Consider the following 19,177-nt stretch of genomic DNA (forward strand, 5'->3'; position numbering starts at 1 on the left):
CGTTATCTGATCGAACCCATCAGCTGTGATGCCACTCGCTGATGGCCGGCGGCCGTGAGATGAATGTGATCGCTCTGAGCCAGTCCCGACTGGAGCGCGGCCTTGACAAACCCGTCGGCCTGAATGGTCTTGATACCACGTGCACGCAGTTGTTGTTGGATGCTGGCGATATTGGCCTGCCGCGCAGCCGGTGAGATACCTTGACGAAAGTCGTTGCCTCCGAATTGTAGAATAACAATCTTGGTGCCTTCGGGGACGCTGCTTGAAAGTCGCGAAAGCATCCCACTCGTGGTGTCGCCAAAAACCCCGGCGTTGCTAACGTGAGTGCTGGACCCCTTGGCCTGGAGCATCCGTTCCAGCTGAGCGGGGAATGCTTCCGACGAACCAACGCCATGCCCTTCGGTGTTGCTGGCGCCCAATGCAACCACCTGAGCCGATGCCGAATACGCAGCTCCCAGGCCGGCGATGGCCAGTGTTAGCGCGAAGATGAACATCTTAGAGATTTTCATGACACTCCTCATCCTGCCTTCAAATCTGCTCCACAAACTCAGATATCGAAATCTTGCTGTGGGACGGGATCGGGTAATTCCGATCCGCATAAGCAGGTTCAAGCATCAAGCCACGAAACCGGCCCAGCTCCTTCACCCAATTGGGTGGCCCCTGCCGCGATCGCGGGGACGTGACGCTTAAAATTTTCGCCGCCGAGACGGCGGCGATGCAGGCGCATGTCGTTTCCGGTTGGATTGCTTTGCAGCTTGGTATTTGAAGGGCGTTGGCTGTTACCGGACCGGGCGCGGCGACATTCCAGCCCGGGTAGGGTCACGCATCCGCAATGACCTTCAAGCGCCCCTTTTCCAGGCGATTTCTCAAGCCGCTGAGTGTATCGACCAATTCATCAAGTTGCTTGTTGCTGAGTTCGGCAAAAATGAACTCGTTGAGCGCTTCCTGCCGGACGGCAAGGTCTGCCATTTGCTTGTAGGTCTTGTCGGTCAGGGACATCTGCACGACTCTGGCGTCTTCGGTGGAGGTTTTCCGGCGAAGGAAGCCCTTCTTCTCCAGTAGTTTTGATTGCGTCGTAACGAACGACGGATCGACATGAAGCTTCTTGGAGACAACATTGACGGGAATGCCGTCCTTGTCGTCGAGATCGGCGAGCGCCATCAGGATCATCCACTGCGGGCCGCTGATTCCGAGGGCCTTGGCCCAGAAGTAGCGCAGCTCTTCCAGGTGAACGCCGACAGAATTGATCACCCAGGCGAACCGCCGGATGGCGTCCTGATTCTTTGGAGCCGTTTCGCCCAATCGATATTCCTTGCTTGTACGGAGGGCGTCGGTCCTGCCCGTACTCAATCTATCTTCGCCAATTCCATTTCCAAAACAAGTAAAAATATCCTGCATTATGGTAATCCGGTCAGCTAAGTCCACTCCGCCCCAGCTTTTGTGGTAGGTGTAAGGACAAGCTGGTGGTCCACCGGTTGAGCAGGTATTCCGCCGCTCAGCACATGGGTGACGCCTGCGCCGGACGGCTGGCTCTGGCATCGAAAAGATCGCGGCAACGTCGCCTGACGTTTCGCGACCGCCGGCCGAACACCGAAGGATATCGTTCTTGTCAGACCCTCGCGACTTTCACGCGCCGCAACCGTCCTACACCAAAGAAGAGCTGCTCAGATCGGGCGAGGGCGGCTATTTTGGCCCGGGCAATGCCCAACTGCCGGCGCCGCCGATGCTGATGATGGACCGTATCACCGAGATCAGCATGGCCGGTGGCGAGTTCGGCAAGGGCCATGTCATCGGCGAACTCGACATCACGCCGGATCTCTGGTTTTTCGACAGTCACTTTCTCGGCGACCCCGTGATGCCCGGATGTCTCGGGCTGGACGCCATGTGGCAGATCATCGGCTATTGGCTCGGCTGGTCGGGCTCGCCGGGCAAGGGCCGCGCCGTCGGCGTCGGCGAGGTCAAGTTCCGGGGGCATATCACCCCGGACACCAGGCGCGTGCGCTACGAGGTGAATATGCGCCTCGTCAGGCGCGGCAAACTCGCGCTCGGAATTGCCAATGGCAGCGTGTTTGCCGACGACACATGCGTCTATCTTGCCAAGGATATGCGCGTCGGATTGATAGCGCCCGCGACCTGAGACGCGGCCCGAGCTGCCACCGGAGATTCGACTATGACGGTTCAAACGGCACGGGCATCCCTGGCACAATTGCCGGTGACACTCCCCGACATCGAGGCCGCCGCAGCGACGCTTGCCGGCCTGGTTAAATGCACGAACTTCGACCGCAGCCGGACATTGTCCGACATCACCGGCGCCAGCGTATGGCTCAAGTTCGAAAACCTGCAGTTCACCGCGACCTTCAAGGAGCGCGGCGCGCTCAATCGGCTCTCGGCCCTGTCGGCCGATCAGCGCCAGCGCGGTGTGATCGCGGCTTCGGCCGGTAATCACGCGCAGGGCGTGGCCTATCACGCGGCGCGGCTTTCAATACCGGCCACCATCTACGTGCCGATCGGAACCCCGACGGTGAAGATCGATAATACCCGGCGGCATGGTGCGACCGTGATCGAAGGCGGAGCGACGCTGGAAGAGGCTGCCGCGTTGGCCACGACGCATGGCCGAAACGAGGGCCTGACGTTTATTCATCCCTACGATGATCCCCTGATCATTGCCGGTCAGGGCACCATCGCGCTCGAGATGCTGGCCGCAATGCCTGACCTCGACGTTCTGATCGTGCCGATCGGTGGGGGCGGGCTTATTTCCGGCATGGCGGTCGCCGCCAAGACGCTCAAGCCGGACATCGAGGTGATCGGCGTGCAGGCCGCGCTCTATCCTTCGATGTACAACCTCATCAAGCAACAATCGCTGCCGATGCGCGGTGACACGCTCGCGGAAGGCATTGCCGTCAAAGCCCCCGGCCGGATCACGTCCGAGATCGTGCGCGCGCTGGTCGACGATATCGTTCTGGTGACGGAGCAGGATGTCGAGCATGCGCTGAGCCTGCTTCTCACCATCGAAAAGTCCGTGACGGAAGGTGCCGGAGCCGCCGGTCTGGCCGCCGTGCTCGCCGATCCCAAGCGCTTCAAGGGCCGCACGCTCGGCCTCGTGCTGAGTGGCGGAAATATCGACACCCGGCTGCTATCGGGTGTGCTTACCCGTCAACTCGCGAGGGAAGGCCGCCTTTCGCAGCTCAGGTTCGACATCGTCGACCGGCCGGGGCAGCTCGGCACGGTGGTCGCTGTGCTGAGCCGGGCCGGCGCCAACATCGTCGAAGTATCCCATCAGCGCATCTTCACGGACCTGCCAGCCAAGGCGGTGCATCTGGAGATCGTGGTCGAGACCAGGGACCGGTCTCATCTCGATGCGACGATCGACGCGCTGAGGGCCGCCGACCTCAAGGTGGTTGTCGGCTCCACATCATGAGCCCGCTTCGCATTGCCATCGTCGGCTTCGGCAAGATCGCGCGGGATCAGCATGTGCCGGCGATCGCGGCGACGGAGGGCGCGGTGCTCGCTGCTGTCGCCAGTCCCAACACTTCGCTCGCCGGCGTGCCGCAGGTGGCGACGCTCGAAGAATTGTTGCGCAACGGGCCGCCGTTCGATGCCGTGGCGCTGTGTACTCCGCCGCAGGTGCGCCGCGATCAGGCCGCGATCGCGCTCGCCGCCGGCAAGCATGTGTTGCTGGAAAAGCCGCCCGGTGCCATGTTAAGCGAAATCGGACCGTTGTTGACGGCCGCCGTTGCCGCGCGGCGCACGCTGTTCGCCACCTGGCATTCGCGCGTTGCGCCCGCGGTCGAGCCGGCGCGGCTGTTGCTGGCGGGCCGGCGGATCACGGCCGTGCGAATTTCCTGGAAGGAGGACGTTCGGGTCTGGCATCCAGGCCAGGCGTGGATCTGGCAGCCGGGTGGCCTCGGTGTGTTCGACCCCGGCATCAATGCGCTCTCGATCCTGACCCGCATCCTGCCGCAGCCATTGTTCGTGACATCGGCAGATCTGGCTTTTCCCGCCAATCGTGACGCGCCGATCGCGGCCACGCTCCGGCTTGCCGATGCGGCGGGACTGCCGATCTTCGCCGAATTCGATTTCCGGCAGACCGGTCCGCAGAGCTGGGACATCCATCTCGACACTGACCAAGGACCGGTCATCTTGTCTTCGGGCGGGGCGAAACTGTCGGCTGGAGGCGTGCAACACGTTGTGGCCGCCGCGGCCGAATATGCCGGGCTTTACCGGCGCTTCGTCGAACTTACCGCGACCGGCGAGCCCGACGTCGATCTTACGCCGTTCCAGCTGGTCGCCGATGCCTTTCTGCTGGGACACCGCCGCACCGTGGAGCCGTTCGAGGACGCGACCTGAACGGGCTGTTGGTATATACCGCCAAATGTTCTATCTGCTCCGACAAGCAGGGAACTTGCGCGATTCCGGTAATTGCTGCGTTCCTGTCCGCTGCGCTGTATGAATTTCTTGACGAGGCCGAGCCATGAATCTGGATACACTTTTCAACGTCTCCGCGGCCGCTCGCGGAAAAGCGGCCGACGGCATCACGATCCGGCGTCCCGACGACTGGCACGTTCATTTGCGCGACGGCGAGATGCTGCGCACGGTGCTTCCATTCACGGCAGGGCAGTTCGCCCGCGGCATCATCATGCCAAACCTCGTACCGCCCGTGACCACGGTGGATGCCGCCATCGCCTACCGTGCCCGTATCCTCGCGGCGCGGCCGGCCGGCAGCGATTTCGAACCGCTGATGACCTGCTATCTAACCGACACGACATCGCCCGACGAAATCGAGAAGGGCCATTCCGAAGCGGTATGGACCGCCGCAAAGCTCTATCCGGCCGGCGCCACCACCAACGCGCATCACGGCGTCACCGATATCAAGGCGCTGCGTCCGGTTCTGGAGCGGATGGAGCGGATCGGCATGCCGGTGCTGATTCACGGCGAAGCCACCGATCCCGCGATCGACATCTTCGATCGCGAGGCCGTGTTCATGGAACAGAGCCTGTTGCCGCTGCTGCGCGACCATCAGGGCCTGAAGGTCGTCATCGAGCACGTGACGACGGCGGAAACGGTCGCCATCGTTCGCGCCCACGCGCCCCGCGTCGCCGGAACCATCACGCCGCATCATCTGATGATCAACCGGACCTCGCTGTTCCAGGGCGGGTTGCGGCCACATTATTATTGCCTGCCGGTCGCCAAGCGCGAACACCATCGCCTCGCGCTGCGCAGCGCCGTGACATCAGGCGATTCGTGTTTCTTCATCGGCACCGACACGGCGCCACATCTGTCCAGCCTCAAGGAGGCCGCCTGCGGTTGTGCCGGCGTATTCGTCGGCGCCACCGCGCTGCAGACCTACGCGCAGGTGTTCGACGAGGAGGGCGCCCTCGACCGGCTGGAAAAATTTGCCTCGCTGAACGGCGCCAATTTCTATGGCCTGCCGGCCAATGCCGGCACGATCGAACTCAAGCGGCGCCCTGCGGCGATGCCGGCGGCCATCGCCGTTGACGGCGGCGATATCGTGGTCTTCCGTGGCGACGAAGCATTGCCGTGGTCTATCGGCGAGGTGCGGCCCTAGCCATAGCGTTTTCGAGCGAAGTGGACACCGGTTCGCGTCAAGAAAACGCGTCAAAGCGAGTAGAGTCGGTTCTGATCCAGTCAGAACCGGCTCGTCGCTAGTCCACCTTCGCGCCGGACTCCCGGATGATCTTCGTCCATTTCGCGGTTTCGTCGGTGAGGAATTTTCCGAACGCTGCGCCGGAAACGGTGCCGGGTTCGGCACCGAGTTCGTCGAAGCGCTTCTGCACATCGGGCATCTTCAGGATGGCGTCGATGTCGCCTTCCAGCTTCGCAAGGACCGGCGCTGATGTCTTCGCCGGTGCCACCAATCCGAACCAGGCCGAGGCCTCGAAACCGGGCACGCCGGATTCGGAGATCGTCGGCACGTCGGGCAACGCGCTCGCGCGTTTCGAACCTGCGACCGCGATCGCGTTGATGTTCTTGCCTTTGACCTGCGGCAGCACCGCCGGGATGTTGTCGAACATCATTGGAATGTGGCCCGCGACGAGATCGTTCATCGCCGGCGCCGCGCCCTTGTAGGGGACGTGCACGATATCGATGCCGGTCATGCTTCTGAGCAATTCGCCGGCCAGATGGTTGGTCGAGCCGTTGCCGGACGATCCGAAAAACAAGGTGCCCGGCTTCGCTTTGGCGAGCGCGATCAACTCGCTCACGTTCTTGATCCCGGTCGACGGATGCACCGCCAGAACGATCGGTACCGCGGCGATCAGCCCGACCGGTGCAAATGCGGTCGACGGATCGTATCGCAGGTCTCGGTAAAGTGCTGCGTTGATGGTGAGCGGCGGCGGCGCCGTCAGCAGCAGCGTGTAGCCGTCCGGATCCGAACCCGCGACCGCCTCGGCGCCGATATTGCCGCCGGCGCCGCCGCGGTTTTCGACGTAAAATGTCTGTCCGTTGTTACGCTCCGACAGCTTCTGTGCGACGACGCGGGCGACGATGTCGTTGGAGCCGCCGGCCGGGAACGGCACCACGATCTTGACGGGACGGGATGGATAATTCTCGGCCGCAGCGGTGCCGGCGAGCAAACAGGCGCTGCCCGCGAATATCGCGATTCCGCAGGCAATCAGGATCGAACGGCGGCAGAACGGCTGCATGGAACGCTTCCTCGTTGTTATTATTGGTCTAGCTAGCGCCTTCCTCGTATATATCTTGGAACGCGCTATCTGTCCTGAGAGGTCACGTGACTGCCCAAAATCCCGCCGCCGGCAAACCGGTCGATCCCGCTTCCCTCATCAATGTGCCGCGGCTGGTGACAGCCTATTTCGCCTCGAAACCCGATCCCGCCGATCCCGCCCAGCGCGTCGCCTTCGGCACCTCGGGGCATCGCGGGTCGTCGCTGAAGAATTCGTTCAACGAAAATCATATCCTGGCGACGACGCAGGCGATCTGCGACCACCGTCGCGAGACCGGCCTGACCGGACCGTTGTTCGTCGGCATCGATACCCATGCGCTGGCGGAGCCGGCGCTGGCGAGTGCCGTGGAAGTGTTTGCCGCCAATGGCGTCGAGATCATGATCGACGAGCGCGGCGGCTACACGCCGACGCCGGTGATCTCGCACGCGATCCTGAGTTACAACAAGGGACGGAGCGGCGGCCTTGCCGATGGCGTCGTCATCACGCCCTCGCACAACCCGCCGGAAGACGGCGGCTACAAGTATAATCCGCCGCATGGCGGTCCTGCCGATACCGATGTGACGGCCAAGGTCGAGAAGGCTGCGAACGCCTATATGGCTGCCGGCATGAACGGCGTTGCGCGGATGCCGTATGAGCGTGCCCGCAAAGCGCCCTCGACGCATCTGTACGATTATGTCCGCCCTTATGTCGCCGATCTCGGCAGTGCCGTCGATATGGCGCTGATCAAATCATCCGGCGTGAAAATTGGAATCGATCCGCTCGGCGGCGCCGCGGTGCATTACTGGCAGCCGATCATCGAGCACTACGGCATCAACGCCACGGTTGTGAACGCTGCCGTCGATCCGACCTTCCGGTTCATGACCGTCGATTGGGACGGCAAGATCCGGATGGATTGTTCGTCGCCGTTTGCCATGGCGGGCCTGATCCAGATGCGCGACAAATTCGACGTCGCGTTTGCCAACGATACCGATGCCGACCGGCATGGCATTGTGACGCGTTCCAATGGCCTGATGAATCCCAACCATTTTCTCGCGGCCGCGATCGCCTATCTGTTCGAGCACCGGCCGCAATGGAGCCGGCAGGCCGCGATCGGCAAGACCATCGTCTCGAGTTCGATCATCGACCGCGTCGCGAGGAAGCTGAACCGTAATCTGGTCGAGACCCCGGTCGGCTTCAAATGGTTCGTCGAGGGCCTCGGCACCGGTGCGTTCGGTTTCGCCGGCGAGGAGAGCGCCGGTGCGTCGTTCCTCAAGCAGGACGGGTCGGTGTGGACGACCGACAAGGACGGCATCGTGATGGGGTTGTTGGCGGCCGAAATCCTCGGGCGGACCGGCCGCGATCCCAGCCAGTTGTTCGCGGGGCTCACGGCCGAACTCGGCGTGCCCTATTACGAGCGGATCGACGTGCCGGCGACGCCAAAGCAGAAGAATGCCTTGAAGGCGCTGGGGCCGGAGCAATTTGATATGCGCGAACTCGCCGGCGAACCGGTCAGCGCCGTCAGGACCCGGGCGCCGGGTAACGATCAATCCTTCGGCGGCATCAAGGTTGAGACCGGGATGGGCTGGTTCGCCGCCCGGCCATCGGGCACCGAGGACGTCTACAAGATCTACGCGGAGAGCTTTCGCGACCAGAACCACCTGAAACTGATTCAAGAGGACGCCCAGCGCGCCATCGCCAAGGCGCTCTGAGCCGAAAAGGCTCCTGATGTCATGGATATGTCAGGGATCGGCGGCGAACGCCTCAAGCCGCACGCCGGGTGCGTCAATTCGGCGCAAGCAGACTACCCCGGCCGGGTGGCTCCGGCGCAATCACGCTGAAATCACGACAGGCGACGCACTCTGACGGTCGGTGTTAGCTGCCAGGAAACCCTTCCCGGGGAGGGGGACTCGTGGGCTATCGCGAAGGATCGGGGGAAGACATGAGTGCGGAATCGGTTGTTTATTATCTCAATCGCGTGCCCGAGAGCGATCCCAATGACCAGACCGAATGGCTTCTGACGGCGTTAGGGCGCTTTACCGGGGCGGAGCTGCGCGAATTGCTCTATGTAGCGGAAGAACCGGGGTTTTTTGAGCTGATGCGGGGGCTGTTTGCGCTCTCCGACGAGAGCCGTTCGGTGCTGCAGCACTATCTCGAGACCGGTCATCCTGCGGCCACGAAGGCGGCCATCGACCCGAAGGGCCGGCTGACGCTCGACCACGTCAATGTCGAGCAGCGGTTCAAGGTCCTGCCGGGAATTGCGAACTAGCGGATCGCAAATTAGCGCCCGCAACGCCCTGAGGTTGTGTTAGTCTTCCCGAACTCGGAAAGTCGGGGAGCCTGACAATGGCGGTTAGGAAATCTGGTCCACTTGACGCAATGGTGGGCGCCAAGATCCGCATATTCCGGATCAATCGCGGAATGAGCCAAACGGCGCTCGCGGAGCGGATCGGCGTTTCCTTCCAGCAGGTCCAGAAATACGAGAAGGGCGCAAACCGGGTCGGCGCCAGCCGGCTGTCGCAGATTGCTTCCGTGCTCGGGATTGCGGTCGGCGAGTTGTTCGAATCTCCGCTGGAAAAAATCGCAGCTTCGAATTCACCGGTTCACTTGCTCGCCGAGCCCGGCGCATTGCGTGTTCTCAAGGCCTATCTGCGAACCAATTCACGCGTGCGGCTGGCGATCGCGAGGCTGCTGGAAAGCATCGCCGACCAGAAGCCGACCGTTCAAAAGGCGGTCGTTCAGAAATCCATCGTTCAGAAATCAATGACCAAGGCTTCGGTGGCGCGGCTCGACGCCGCTTCGCGTGACGAACGCAGCAGCTCGCGCGTGCGGACGTAGAGCCTTATCGGTTCTGATTGAATCAGAACCGGGCTCCACTCTTTTGTTTTGACGCGTTTTCTTTACGCGAACCGGGGTCCACTTCGCTCGAAAACGCTATCGTTTCGATCAGCAACGCTGCGCCGCGGCGTTTGACCTCGTCAGCCGGTGGCGCGAATCGGGATCCGCTCCCGCGGCATTGTCCCCGGAATGAATTCGCCGATCCAGTCGCGCCGCGACGCCTCGATATGCCAGCACATCGCTTCGGCCGAGGAAGGCGCCGGATCGGGAATGTCCTTGCGGATCTCCCTGCCGTCGAGCCAGCCGCAACTATGCGAGTAGCGCGCCTTGCAGACGAGGTGGATGTCTTCACGTTGCTGCATGAGCACGTACCCATCGGCGGGAAAGAACGTGCCGGCAAGTTCGATCCCGCCAGGCAACTGACGCACCAGCAGGAACGTGCTCGTGGCGTCCCTCTGCGATTCGGAAATCAGCACGCCGAACAGGCTGTGGATCGGCTTGATCGCCTGCGGCGCGACCTGCGCAAGAGGTTCCGCAAGCGCGCCGGCGGTTGCGATTGAAAGATACTCGCCGTCCGGTCCCCAGCGGCAGGCGATCAGCCACTCGCGGCTCCGGCTGCGAATCAGGGTTGGCTTTGCATAATCCGACCGGGCAATCTCGGCTGCCATGGCTATGACTAAGGCTTTCGCGAGCATAAATTCCTCCAGGGCGAGGGCGGGGCTGGCCTCACGTCCGAAGTTTGCGGATCAGGCGTGAGGTCACCGTGAGCGGCGCTGAAAGTTCCACGGCAAATTTGTTCCTGTCCGACGCTAATTTACTGCTGGGCGAGCCATCGGACGCGACCGGCGATCACGATTACCGGGATGTGCCAGCGCGAACTTGCCGACGTCGTCATCGCAACCAAACGACCGGGCGCGGGGACGCCGCGCTCAATGCGCAGGACCGTACCCACCTGCACCGCGCCATCATCAATGCCGATCGATGCATGTTGCTGCAGCCGGCCGCCGGCCGCGCCACGCATCTCGCCATCGACGCAACCGAAGCGAGTGCCATATTTGAGTTAATCGCTGAGCGTTTGAAAGAGCCGGGTATCGAGACCCCTGCATCGATTTGACATGCCAGCGCTTTGCCGTTCCTGTGGTGCGCGTCGTCGCGCCCGGCCTGCAGCTTGAGCCGTCCGAGATCGTCACGGCGAGATTGCGGCATGCCATTGCGCGAACCGGTGGCGGCGCAACCTATACCGACGGCGTCGCTTTGATATAGACTGGCGATAATTTCAGCCAGGCACGGAATTCCTTGGATGCGGGGCAGCGCAAGCGCCATGTCAGCAGACGAAGCCGCGATGGCACGCGAAAACGCCCCGCGACTGTCGGTGTCGCTGGTCGGGCGCTTCGGCCTGAGATTAAACGGCCGGCCGATCGAACTGCGAACCCGCAAGGCGGCCGCGGTCCTCGGTTACCTTGCGCTATCGGATACGAAGCATGAAAGCCGGGAACGGCTGGTTGGCCTGCTGTGGAGCCGATCGGATGAGGAAAAGGCGCGCGCCTCGTTGCGCCAGGTCGTTCGCGAACTGCGCTCGGTGCTGGAGGAGGCCGGATTTGGCGGCTTCGTCGCTGAGCGGTTGATGATCGGCATCAGCATCGCGCAAATGGAAGTCGATATCGAGAGCGTGCTTCAGCAGGCCGAGAACGAGCGGGTCCATCCCCTGCTGCTCGATGCGCCACAGCTTGACGAGCGGTTGCTCGAAGGCATGGACGATCTCGATCCGTCTTTTCGGGTTTGGGTACTGGCCAAGCGTCAAACGATCCACGAACGGCTGATGCGAAGCCTCGAAGCCGGTTTGATCGGCGCAAACGTACCACGCGACACCAAGAAGAAATTCGCGGCGGCGATCGTCAACCTCGATCCGACCCATGAACATGCCTGTCGCTATCTGATGCGCGCGCATGCCGAGGAAGGGGATACTGCCGGCGCGTTACGCATCTACAAGTCGTTGTGGGACCTGCTGGATCGCGACTACGGCATGGAGCCGTCGCCGGCGACCGAGGAACTGGTGGCAAGCATCAAGCTCGGCGTTTTCGAGCCGCCGCTGGCCGATCGCGGCGCCCATGCGAAGAATGGGGTGTTGGCGGTCCGGGCCATCAACGGATCCGGTCTCCAGCCGGCTCCCGCGGCTTCGCCGCTATCAAATGCGCCCGTCAAGACGCTTCTGGTGCTGCGGCCCTTTGCAATGCATGGCATCGACGAGGACCACGGCCATCTGGTGCAGGGCTTCTCCCAGCATCTCGCCGCATGTCTCGTTCGCTTTCGCGAATGGAGCGTTGTCGATCGCGCTCCGGCCGCCGACCTGCTTCCAGTAACCGGCGCGGCGCCGCAATACTGCATCGAAACCACCGCCTACCAGGCCGGCGCCGAAATCAACATCGTGATGGTGCTGCGGGACGATACCACCGGAATCTACGTGTGGAGCGAAAGCTTCCGCTTAGGTCTCAGCAACTGGTTCGAAACGCAGCAGCGGATCATCCGTCGGATCGCGACCTCGCTGAACGTGCAGCTGTCGACCGAGCGGCTGATGCGGCTTGCGGGTGAGCCCGACGTTTCGCTCGATCTGCACGATCGCTGGCTTCGCGGGCAGAACCTCATCACGAAGTTCGATCCGGAGAGCTGGCAGCGGGCCGTCAGCATCTTTCGCGACGCGATCCGCGAAAATCCGACTTTCTCGCCGTGCTACAGCAGCCTCGTGCAAATGAACAACATTGAACATTTTGTGCATCCGGGCTTGTTTCATGATCTCGAAAAGGCGCGGACGACCCTCGAACTGGCAAAGACCGCCGTTCAACTCGACCCGGTCGATTCCAGGGCGCATCTGTGCTGCGGCTGGTCCCACGTGATGGTGGGACGTGGCGCCGAAGCGGCGCCGCACATGGAGCTGGCTTGCGAACTGAACGACAACGATCCGTGGACCTTGCTGTCCTGTGCGGCCTACTGCGCATTCTGCGGATCGATCGAGCAGGCTGAATTGCGTGCCCGTCAGGCGCATGCGCTTTCGCTGGCGCCATCCGGCCTCGAATGGGGGTACCAGAGCATCATCGCCTTTTTGTGCGGTGACTATGCCGGTGCGATAGAGGCCAGTGGGCGGGCGCATGGCGTCATCAAGACCTTGCCCGCATGGCGAGCGGCCGCGCTGTATGAACTGGGAGATACCGAGACCGCACGCGAAGAGGCGCAGCGGTTCCTGAACGGAATACGTTCCTTCTGGGTCGGCTCAGCCGCGCCCACCGACGAGGCGGTCACGCGCTGGCTTCTGCAGGCTCACCCCATCAACATAAATTCGAGGTGGGAAGCCCTGCGCTCGGCCTTGGGTGGCGCAGGGCTTCCCGTCGAAAGCATCACTCGTATCTGACCTCAGGCGCAGATGCTGATCGTGTAGTCGCCGATACGCTCGGCATGCACCCGGAACTTGTCCTCTTCCGAGATCACCGGGTCGATACCATTGAACAGGCGCTTGTAGAACGGCGGCAGCGGATAGGTCGATCCCGGCTGGTTGAGCAGGGCCTCGGAGTCTTCGATCATCACTTTCGGCGGCAAGCGCACGAGGATGGTCTCCTGGTCCGAAGACACAAACTGAATCTGCTTGAAGCGCTCCGGCACGGTCGCGAACACCTGGGCCTTGGCGAGCTGCTCCTTGAACTCTTCCATCGTCTCCGGCAACGGATAGGTGTTGTCGTCGTCCATGTAGTTCTGGCCGGTCGCCCAGGTCTTTACCAGCTTGCCCCAACGTTCGTGGTTGGTCACCTGTAGCCTTTCGATGCGCTGCATGGTCTTACTCCTCCGGGTTGCGTGAGGCAGACAATTCTGCTCACAGAAATGCGGGTACGGCCTGCTTCAGCTCGGCGATTTCAGCGGTGAATTCCACCAGCTGCGCCATGCTCGAAATATCGGGAACGTCCTGGAAAAAATTTGCCGGGTAATGTTCGCGCGACAGATCGGCAAGCTGATCGGGCAGTGAATCGCCGCTGGACGAGCGCAGATCGCCGGCGAGCGCGCCGAAAATCACTTCCGACACCATGATCGAGCCGAGTGGCCCAAGGCGCAGTCCTTCCGCCCCGGGTTGCCGCATGGCTTCGAACAGGATGAAGAACGGCAGCGGTGGATCGTTCGAAAGCGTTTCAATGTCCTCGTCCGTCAGCTTGCCATAGGCCGGCGCGGCGGCGAGCCATTCGCGGAGCTGGCTGACGCGATAGTCGCGATCGAACAGCAGGCGCGACATGGCGACGAAGTGCGGTCTGCGCGCGGCGAGCTCGGCGATCAGCGCGTCCACCGACCACATGCCCGCGAGCCCGGCGCCGAGCAGGTCGCGATAAAGCAAGCCCACCCGTTCGGTCTCGTCGAACGCCGGAAAGATCTGGTCGTTGCCCAGTCCGTCGCTGAGATAGGGCCCGATGCGCCGGCTGAAATTCGGTTTCGACCCGTTGATCCGGAAGAAATGCGACCACCGTATCATCCAGGTCTCGTCGAGCGGCATGTTGACCGGATCGTTCGCGGAGGTCTTTTCGAGGGTGTTGTAGAGATCCTGGTTGGACAGGTCGTTGATGTTGTATTCGGGCCGCACCATGGCGTGGCCGAACCGAAACGCGCCGTGCGAGAACTCGAACGGAATTTGCCAATCGCCGGTCGCGGAATCCCCGGCGGACTGATCGGGCCGGTCGATGAAGTTCGGGGTCGGTCCGCTATAGGCCGCGTAGATCGTCGGATGGATCACCCTCTGCATCAGATCCTTGCGCAGAATGTCGTGATAGATCGCCGTAACGGCCTCCCTGACACACAGGAAACGCTTGTAGGCAGCGCCAAAGCGGTCGTTCGGCCCATGGCTTCGTTCCTGCCGGCGGACGTGATCGATCAGGCTGTTGTGCAACAGCGCGAACAGCGCCGTCAGTTGCGACATCACGGCGTGGTCGTCGTTGCGCGGATCGGCGACCAGCGCTTCGGTGAGGGCCACCCGCATGCCTGCGATGCTGCGGTCGATCCCGGTGACATTCTCGGCCCCGGTTCGCGCGATATCGCGGAACGGGCAGCCGGTCGCGGGCTCGTTCTCTTTCCAGCGCATCCGCCCAAGCCGCAGCTTGGTGCGCCGGTCGTCATTCGGGGCGTCGAGTGCATAGATGTGCGGCGATCCGACCGGGCCGCTGCCAAACAGGGTTTCGAGCCGAAGCGGTATGCGCCGCGCATTGGCGGTCCCGGCGCCGAGCGTCCCGGCCACCGAAAGCGGGATCGCCGAATGAACCAGGTCGTGGGCAACGAATTGCAGCAGGTAGGTGTAACCCGAGGGGATGCGGGGATTTTCCCAGTGTTCGGCCGCTTCGTCGTCGTGCTGCGGCCAGTATATTTCGGCATCCATCCGCCGCGACAGGCGGTGCATCAGTCCGCGCAGTCGTGGCTGGAGCGCGGGAGATTCCAGCGGGTCGATCCCGAAAACGCGAAACCGCTGCGAAGGCAGCGGCGTACGGAGGAAGTGACGAAAGCCGGGGGCGGTGGGCTGAACAGCGTCGCGCGCTTCTGTTCCAGAAGTCTGGAGAGTGGAAGCTTCAGCGACCTTCGGTACCGCCATCGACAGTGTCTCGCTTGTTGGTCCGGCCGGTAGACTGCTGAGAAGGTCGTGAAATTATCGTGAGCTAAATCGTTAGAGGTTGTGGACATCTGTGGACATCTTTGCGGCGCGCGATTTCGCTGCGAGCGTCGCGTGCCGGTTTTTCCCGACACGACGCGCGGATGTCACGATCGTTTCCGGCGAGCCGGTTGGTGCGGTGGCAGGCACTTTTGCCTATGGCCGAACGACGGACACGAATATGATGCCGCGCGCCTGGCGCGCGGAATGACGAAGGAGATTGGCGTGAACCCGATTGCGATATCGCATGTGCTCCAACGGCTCGCTGCATCGTGCGCGATGATGTTTTCGGTATACGGCGCCGCTTGCGCCGAGCCGGTTTTTTCCTTCGACGGCACGCCCGGAAAATTGCCGAAGACGGTCGTTCCCATCCACTATGCGATCGAGCTCAAGCCCGACATTGCGAGCCTCGCGCTTCCTGGCGTGGAAATCGTCGACATCGAGGTGCGCGCGCCGACTGCGCGGCTGACCCTCAACGCCGTCAATACGACCTTTGCGGCCGTCACCGCCGACGGCGACACGGCGCGCGCGGACGTCGCGCTCGATGCCGGTGCCGAGACCGCCACGTTTACCTTTGCGCAACCGCTTGGCGTGGGCGCGCACCGGCTTCGCATCGAATTTGCCGCGCAGATCAACAAATTCGATCGCGGCTTCTTCTTCGTCGATTATCCGACCGATAACGGCGTGAAGCGGCTGCTCACCAGCAAGCTCGAACCGTCGGACGCGCGGCGGATATTTCCGTGCTGGGACGAGCCCGCCTTCAAGGCGAGTTTTGCGTTGACGGTAACGGTGCCGCGAAACTTCCTCGCGGTCGGCAACATGCCTGTTGTGCGCGAAGAGCCGCTGGAGCCGAACCTGAAGCAGGTCGCTTTCGCGACCACGCCGAAAATGTCGACCTACCTGTTCGTGCTGACGGTGGGCGAACTGGAGCGGATCACGGCGGAGGTGGACGGCGTCACGGTCGGCGTCGTCGCCACCGCGGGCAAGGCCGCGAAGGGGCAATTCGCGCTCGACAGCGGGGTCAAGCTGCTGTCCTGGTTCAACGATTATTTCGGCGTCAAATACCCGCTGCCCAAGCTCGATTTGATCGCGGTGCCCGGCGGCTTCGGCGGCGCGATGGAGAACTGGGGCGGCATTACCTTTTTCGAGAGCCGGCTGCTGTTCGATCCCGCGACAAATCCGGACAGCGCACGGCGCGGCATCTTCGGCATCATCGCGCATGAAATGGCGCATCAATGGTTCGGCGATCTCGTCACCATGGCGTGGTGGGACAATCTCTGGCTCAACGAAGGTTTTGCGACCTGGATGGCGACCAAGGCCTCGGAGCAATTCTACCCGCAATGGCAGAGCTGGCTGAACGGGTATGCCCAGAAGCAATATGCCCTGGCCCTCGACGCGCGGCGTACCTCGCACCCGATCCAGCAGCCGATCGCCGACGAGAGCGAGGCGATGGTCGCGTTCGACGCCATCACCTACAACAAGGGTCAGGCGCTGATCCGTATGCTGGAAAGTTATCTCGGCGAGACGGCGTTTCGCGACGGTATTCGCGGTTACATCGCCGGACATGCCTATGGCAACACCACCACCGCGGATCTCTGGCAGGCGCTGGAGAGCGCCGCCCATAAACCGGTGACCGGCATCGCAGCCTCCTTCACCGAACAGGATGGGGTGCCGCTGATCATGGCCGAGACGAGCTGCAGCGGCGGCGACCAGCGGCTGACGCTGCGACAGGATCGCTTCGTGATTGCGCCGGTGCGGGCGGGCGTCCCGGCCTTGCCGCCGCGCAACTGGCAAATTCCTGTTGCCGTCGGGCCGCTGCGTGCGACGCAGCCGCCGGAGATTGTGCTGCTGCAAGGCTCCATGGAAATCCCCGCGCGATCCTGCGGCGAGCCGATCAAGGTCAATTCAGGTGATATCGGCTACTACCGGGTCGAATACGGGCCGGTCAGCCGGGCGGCGCTGGCGAAATCGCTGCCGCAGATGTCGGCCGAGGATCGCGTCAATTTCCTCACCGACAGCTGGGCGATGGTGGCGGCCGGCCGCGCCGAGCCGCCGTCCTATCTCACGCTGGTCGAATCTGTCGGCGCCGACGATCGCCGTCCGGTCTGGGACCAGGTGATCACGGTGTTCACCGCGCTCAACCGTCTGGCGCGCGACCGCGCCGAGCGTCCGGCGGTGCAGCGCTACGCCAGGGCAACGTTGCGCCCGGTGTTCGACCGGCTCGGCTGGGAGGGCAGCGGTTCGGGCGACGACGACAACACGCTGCTCCGCGCCAGCCTGATCTCGGTGCTCGGCGAATTCGGCGACGAGGAGATCATCGCCGAGGCGAAGCGGCGCTTCGCGGGCTTCCTGCAGGATCCGAAATCGCTTCCCGCCGCATTGCGCGATGCGGTCACCCACATCGTCGGAATCACGGCCGACCGCGCCACCTATGACACGCTGCTGGCGCTCGCGCGCAAGAGCACCGTGACCAACGAACGCCTGCGTTATTATTTCGCCGCGGCCGGCGCGCGTGACGCGTCGTTGGCGCGCGCCACGCTGGCGCTGGCCCTGACCGACGAGGTGCCGGGCACGATTGTCACCGGCCTGATCAATTCGGTCGCCGCCTCCGGCGAGCAGCCCGATCTCGCCTGGGACTTCCTGCAGAAGAACTACGATACGCTGTTCGCAAAACAGGGACCGCAATTCCGCGACCAGTTCATCGCAAACTTCATGACCAATTTCAGCGACGACGGCCATGCCGCCGAGCTGGCCGCCTTTGCGCCGGCACAGGCGACCTCCGGCGGGCGTGTGATGGCCGCGCGGGCAACGGAAACGATCGCGATCTCCGCCGACCTCAAGGCGCGGGCGCTGCCGGCGGTCGATGCCTGGATCAGGCAGCGACACTGATCCCGCTGCTGCGCTTCGCCTTCTTCGGGATGAGGTCTTGATCGACCGGCTGAGCTGGTGAGGTTGTCGTTGCCCTGCGATCGTTGCCTTGCCCCGGCATTCCGGGTAGCGATGGCGGCCAGACTTTCCAGGCTGAGGCACGATCCCTACCATGGCTGATTTCCACGGCGTTTTTCCCTATCTCGTCTCTCCCGTCGATCCCACAGGCAATATTCGCACCGAGGTGCTCGGACGGCTTTGCGACGATCTGATCAAGGCCGGCGTGCACGGGCTGACGCCGCTGGGCTCGACCGGCGAATTTGCCTATCTCGGCCAGGCCCAGCGGGCGAGCGTCGTGCAAACCGCGATTGAGGCGGCGAAAGGCCGCGTGCCTGTGATCGCCGGTGTCGCCTCGACCTCCACGGCGGACGCGGTGGCGCAGGCCAAGGCCTATCAGAAGCTCGGGGCCAACGGCATCCTCGCGATTCTGGAGGCGTACTTTCCAGTCGCCGACGCGCAGATCGAATCCTATTTCCGCGCCATTGCCGATGCCGTTGATATTCCCGTGGTGATCTACACCAACCCGCAATTCCAGCGTTCCGATCTGACGCTGGATGTGATCGCGCGGCTCGCGACCCATCCGCGCATCGGCTACATCAAGGATGCCTCCACCAATACCGGCCGGCTGCTGTCGATCATGAACCGCTGCGGCGACAGCATCAAAGTGTTCTCGGCCTCCGCGCATATCCCGGCAGCGGTGATGCTGATCGGCGGGCTGGGTTGGATGGCGGGGCCTGCCTGCATCATTCCGCGGCAGAGCGTCGAACTTTACGACCTCTGCACGGCGGCGCGCTGGGAAGAGGCGATGGCTCTCCAGCGCAAGCTGTGGCGCATCAACGAAGCCTTCGCGCGCTTCAATCTGGCGGCCTGCATCAAGGCCGGACTCGACATCCAGGGTTATGCCGTCGGCGACCCCGTCCCGCCGCAGGCGGCGCTCACGTCAGAGCAGCGCAAGGTGGTCGAGCAAGCCCTGCGGGATGTCGGGTAACTGGCTTGCGAGTTGCATAAACCGCATTACCTCGTCCCTTCGGGACCGAGTTGTATCAGCCTCAAAACCGGCTAAAACCCG

Annotated in this window: 17 protein-coding genes; 11 read left to right on the forward strand and 6 right to left on the reverse strand. The window is 62.8% G+C overall.

Going from position 1 to position 19,177, the window contains the following annotated elements:
* Positions 1-2: 2 nt before the first annotated feature.
* The gene (locus BLR13_RS23560) at positions 3-509 is read right to left on the reverse strand and encodes a GDSL-type esterase/lipase family protein (protein WP_074819087.1); all 507 of its coding nucleotides are present in this window, start codon (positions 507-509) and stop codon (positions 3-5) included.
* Positions 510-819: 310 nt separating this feature from the next.
* Positions 820-1,398 (reverse strand): MarR family winged helix-turn-helix transcriptional regulator, encoded by a 579-nt coding sequence (locus BLR13_RS23565; RefSeq protein WP_079586021.1) that lies wholly within the window; start codon positions 1,396-1,398, stop codon positions 820-822.
* Positions 1,399-1,606: 208 nt separating this feature from the next.
* On the opposite strand from BLR13_RS23565, the gene fabA reads away from it, so the two are divergent.
* The 4 genes from fabA to pyrC all read left to right on the forward strand — a co-directional run bounded on the left by fabA (position 1,607) and on the right by pyrC (position 5,566).
* Positions 1,607-2,137 (forward strand): bifunctional 3-hydroxydecanoyl-ACP dehydratase/trans-2-decenoyl-ACP isomerase, encoded by a 531-nt coding sequence (gene fabA / locus BLR13_RS23570; protein ID WP_074819082.1) that lies wholly within the window; start codon positions 1,607-1,609, stop codon positions 2,135-2,137.
* Positions 2,138-2,170: 33 nt separating this feature from the next.
* The gene (locus BLR13_RS23575; RefSeq protein WP_074819079.1) at positions 2,171-3,418 is read left to right on the forward strand and encodes a threonine ammonia-lyase; all 1,248 of its coding nucleotides are present in this window, start codon (positions 2,171-2,173) and stop codon (positions 3,416-3,418) included.
* Positions 3,415-4,347: a Gfo/Idh/MocA family protein gene (locus BLR13_RS23580; protein WP_074819076.1), complete on the forward strand. Its 933-nt coding sequence runs from the start codon at positions 3,415-3,417 to the stop codon at positions 4,345-4,347. Before BLR13_RS23575 ends, BLR13_RS23580 begins: the two co-directional genes overlap by 4 nt.
* 124 nt (positions 4,348-4,471) lie before the next feature.
* Entirely contained in the window at positions 4,472-5,566 is a 1,095-nt protein-coding gene (pyrC, locus tag BLR13_RS23585) for a dihydroorotase (RefSeq protein ID WP_074819074.1), read from the forward strand.
* Between the two features lie 97 nt (positions 5,567-5,663).
* Here the strand turns inward: pyrC and BLR13_RS23590 are convergent, their stop codons facing one another.
* Positions 5,664-6,662 carry a Bug family tripartite tricarboxylate transporter substrate binding protein gene (locus BLR13_RS23590; protein WP_074819071.1) on the reverse strand — a complete coding sequence of 333 codons (999 nt, stop codon included), beginning with the start codon at positions 6,660-6,662 and terminating at the stop codon, positions 5,664-5,666.
* A gap of 86 nt (positions 6,663-6,748) precedes the next feature.
* Here BLR13_RS23590 and pgm point away from each other — a divergent pair, with 86 nt between their 5' ends.
* From pgm to BLR13_RS23605, 3 genes are all read left to right on the forward strand, one after another.
* Positions 6,749-8,389, forward strand: a complete 1,641-nt coding sequence (pgm, locus tag BLR13_RS23595; protein WP_074819067.1) for a phosphoglucomutase (alpha-D-glucose-1,6-bisphosphate-dependent) — start codon at positions 6,749-6,751, stop codon at positions 8,387-8,389.
* Between the two features lie 230 nt (positions 8,390-8,619).
* Complete coding sequence (locus tag BLR13_RS23600; protein WP_091976692.1) at positions 8,620-8,946, forward strand: hypothetical protein; 327 nt, start codon at positions 8,620-8,622, stop codon at positions 8,944-8,946.
* 152 nt (positions 8,947-9,098) lie between these two features.
* On the forward strand, positions 9,099-9,515 hold the full coding sequence (locus BLR13_RS23605; protein ID WP_244524924.1) for a helix-turn-helix domain-containing protein: 417 nt from the start codon (positions 9,099-9,101) through the stop codon (positions 9,513-9,515).
* Positions 9,516-9,655: 140 nt separating this feature from the next.
* Here the strand turns inward: BLR13_RS23605 and BLR13_RS23610 are convergent, their stop codons facing one another.
* Positions 9,656-10,210 carry a hypothetical protein gene (locus BLR13_RS23610; RefSeq protein WP_143039687.1) on the reverse strand — a complete coding sequence of 185 codons (555 nt, stop codon included), beginning with the start codon at positions 10,208-10,210 and terminating at the stop codon, positions 9,656-9,658.
* Between the two features lie 68 nt (positions 10,211-10,278).
* On the opposite strand from BLR13_RS23610, the gene BLR13_RS40335 reads away from it, so the two are divergent.
* Together BLR13_RS40335 and BLR13_RS23620 are read left to right on the forward strand one after the other, a co-directional pair.
* Positions 10,279-10,629, forward strand: a complete 351-nt coding sequence (locus BLR13_RS40335) for a hypothetical protein (protein ID WP_143039686.1) — start codon at positions 10,279-10,281, stop codon at positions 10,627-10,629.
* Between the two features lie 207 nt (positions 10,630-10,836).
* Positions 10,837-12,918: a BTAD domain-containing putative transcriptional regulator gene (locus tag BLR13_RS23620; RefSeq protein WP_171944942.1), complete on the forward strand. Its 2,082-nt coding sequence runs from the start codon at positions 10,837-10,839 to the stop codon at positions 12,916-12,918.
* A 2-nt stretch (positions 12,919-12,920) separates the two neighbouring features.
* Here the strand turns inward: BLR13_RS23620 and BLR13_RS23625 are convergent, their stop codons facing one another.
* On the reverse strand, positions 12,921-13,334 hold the full coding sequence (locus tag BLR13_RS23625) for a hypothetical protein (RefSeq protein WP_074819048.1): 414 nt from the start codon (positions 13,332-13,334) through the stop codon (positions 12,921-12,923).
* A gap of 40 nt (positions 13,335-13,374) precedes the next feature.
* Entirely contained in the window at positions 13,375-15,123 is a 1,749-nt protein-coding gene (locus BLR13_RS23630; protein ID WP_143039685.1) for a peroxidase family protein, read from the reverse strand.
* A 264-nt stretch (positions 15,124-15,387) separates the two neighbouring features.
* Here BLR13_RS23630 and BLR13_RS23635 point away from each other — a divergent pair, with 264 nt between their 5' ends.
* Together BLR13_RS23635 and BLR13_RS23640 are read left to right on the forward strand one after the other, a co-directional pair.
* Positions 15,388-18,069: a M1 family metallopeptidase gene (locus BLR13_RS23635; RefSeq protein WP_091976695.1), complete on the forward strand. Its 2,682-nt coding sequence runs from the start codon at positions 15,388-15,390 to the stop codon at positions 18,067-18,069.
* Between the two features lie 151 nt (positions 18,070-18,220).
* Entirely contained in the window at positions 18,221-19,096 is an 876-nt protein-coding gene (locus BLR13_RS23640; protein ID WP_074819044.1) for a dihydrodipicolinate synthase family protein, read from the forward strand.
* Positions 19,097-19,177: the final 81 nt, after the last annotated feature.

Origin of the sequence: Bradyrhizobium ottawaense, from assembly GCF_900099825.1 — a bacterium.
In the GTDB taxonomy this organism is placed as follows: Bacteria; Pseudomonadota; Alphaproteobacteria; order Rhizobiales; family Xanthobacteraceae; genus Bradyrhizobium; species Bradyrhizobium ottawaense_A.